The organism is Mesobacillus sp. (genome assembly GCF_049588175.1).
Lineage (GTDB): Bacteria > Bacillota > Bacilli > Bacillales > Cytobacillaceae > Mesobacillus.
Genome location: NZ_JBAVFI010000253.1, coordinates 1 through 1,970, shown reverse-complemented (window position 1 = coordinate 1,970; position 1,970 = coordinate 1). Strand labels below are relative to the sequence as shown.

Sequence of the window (1,970 nt, the reverse complement as noted above, 5' to 3'; positions counted from 1 at the left end):
CCGATAAAGCGGGCAACAGCTTCAGCACGACAATGAAGTTCACGATCGACAAGACAAAGCCGGTGATCACGCCGAAGTTCAAAGGTGAAAACCGTGTGATCAAAAAGGGCGAGTACATCAATAAAGTATTCACTCCTGAATTCGCGCTGGATGAAAGGGAGGATATGATTGTATCCGCCACCCTGAACAATGGCCCGAACATGAGAAGCAGCGTCCCGGCTGCGACAAGGGAGATGCAGTACACCTACAAAGTCCTTGCGAGAGACAAAGCAGGAAACGAAACAACGCTTGAAATCAGCTTCACACTTGATACGACAAAACCGAAGCTTGACATTTCGGGTGTACTCGACGGATTCTTCAACAAGGATATTGCGCCAAAGGTGACTTACTCTGATATCCATCTTGACCCTGCCAAGACATCGGTCACGCTGAATGGCAAGTCGTTCAAGAACGGAACAAAGCTAGAATACGAACAGGATTACATTTTAAAAGCGGTCGTAACTGACCTGGCGAACAATGTGACAACGAGAACCATTGTCTTCACCATTGACAAAACGTCACCGGTGATCAAATTTAAGGAGCCAATCTCGAATAAGTACTTCAAAACCGATTTACTTCCTCAGCTTCTGATTGAGGACATGAGCGCTTACGATATCATCGCTATGATGCTTGATGGAAAACCGTATGAAGCAGGTGATCCGATTAAGGAAGAAGGCAAGCATGTCATGTTCTTCGAGGTAAAAGATAAAGCAGGAAACATCCAGCAGCTGAGTGTCGAGTTCATTATCGACAAAACGAAGCCAAAGGTTATTTACGACGGCATCAAAAAATCGGAGAAATACTATGAGCCAGTCAATATCTCCATCCGCCTCGATAATCCGAAGGACACCTTGAAAGCCGTCCTGATCAACGGGGAGCTTTTCGAAGGCGATGTGGTTGAAGAAAATGGCTACAAAGTAATCAAAACAACGCTGAGAGAAATCAAATTCTACGAAATCAAAGTCATAGCCTATGACGAAGCGGGCAACGAATCAAACACGATCATCCCATTTGAGATCGCCAATAAGAGTGCATTAGTAAAGTTCTATGAAAACAAACCATTATTAGGCGGAACGATTGCAGGGATAATCGGACTCATTGCGGCTTCAGGCACAGTAATGATTCGCAGAAGAAAATTGAAAGTGGAAGAAGAATAGAAAAGAAAAAGGATTCAGGAGTGTGTTACACTCCTGAATCCTTTTTTGTTGATCCGCAGCAGGGAGTCTATTGGGTGATGTATGAGGAGGCACCATCTGACGGCTGGAGAGGAAGAAAGGATCGGAGGCCGTCCATACCCTTAAAAAGAGGCAATACTACGGAAACACCTCTGAATTCGTGCTTCCATGTTTATCTGTGTGAAACTCGGATTTCATACTTTCAAAAGCCCGACTAGGGGGCTCAATCATTCGCCAACATCCCCATCCCCATCTGCAGAATCGCTGTCATGATCCCCGATGTTATCAGGAGCGGATGTTGGATTGCTAATATCCGGACTCTCGCCACGGTCAGCGGATCCGCGGGCGTTTTTGATGACCATAAAGGAAGCAATAATAAGAAGCAGGGCAGCGGCAGTTAAATAAACCATCTTCATTTCTCCAATCGATTCGATTTATGTTTGGTAAATGTTTTTTTAAATAAAAGTACAACTACTTTTATTTTGACATTACATTAGCAGTGAATTTCAATAAAAATATTATAAGTACATATCTAATTTTACAGGAAATAAACAAGAATTTCAGGCATTAAGACAAAGTTCAACAAATCATGTCAAATTTTTCGGCAAACGGTTACTTATTTCCTATTTCTGTGATAAAATAAACAATTAGGGTAGAATATGGTTCGCAGATTGCGGCAGCGTCTGGATATTCTCGAACATCGTCATCTTTTTATAAGGATGAGACAGTAAGTCATAGAGAAAACGGGGCTAATCA

The 1,970-nt window shown here is 42.8% G+C and carries 2 protein-coding genes; one reads left to right on the top strand and one right to left on the bottom strand.

The window, feature by feature from the left end; genetic code table 11:
* On the top strand, window positions 1-1,196 hold a 1,196-nt coding region (locus WB217_RS06225), incomplete at its 5' end, for an Ig-like domain repeat protein (protein ID WP_423991678.1).
* A gap of 245 nt (window positions 1,197-1,441) precedes the next feature.
* Here WB217_RS06225 and WB217_RS06220 read toward each other — a convergent pair.
* Window positions 1,442-1,624 (bottom strand): hypothetical protein, encoded by a 183-nt coding sequence (locus WB217_RS06220; RefSeq protein WP_423991676.1) that lies wholly within the window; start codon window positions 1,622-1,624, stop codon window positions 1,442-1,444.
* Window positions 1,625-1,970: the final 346 nt, after the last annotated feature.

Bases quoted from the DNA above. Each gene is read 5' to 3' on its own strand.
- WB217_RS06220 (WP_423991676.1), bottom strand. From the start codon at position 1,624: ATGGTTTATTTAACTGCCGCTGCCCTGCTTCTTATTATTGCTTCCTTT.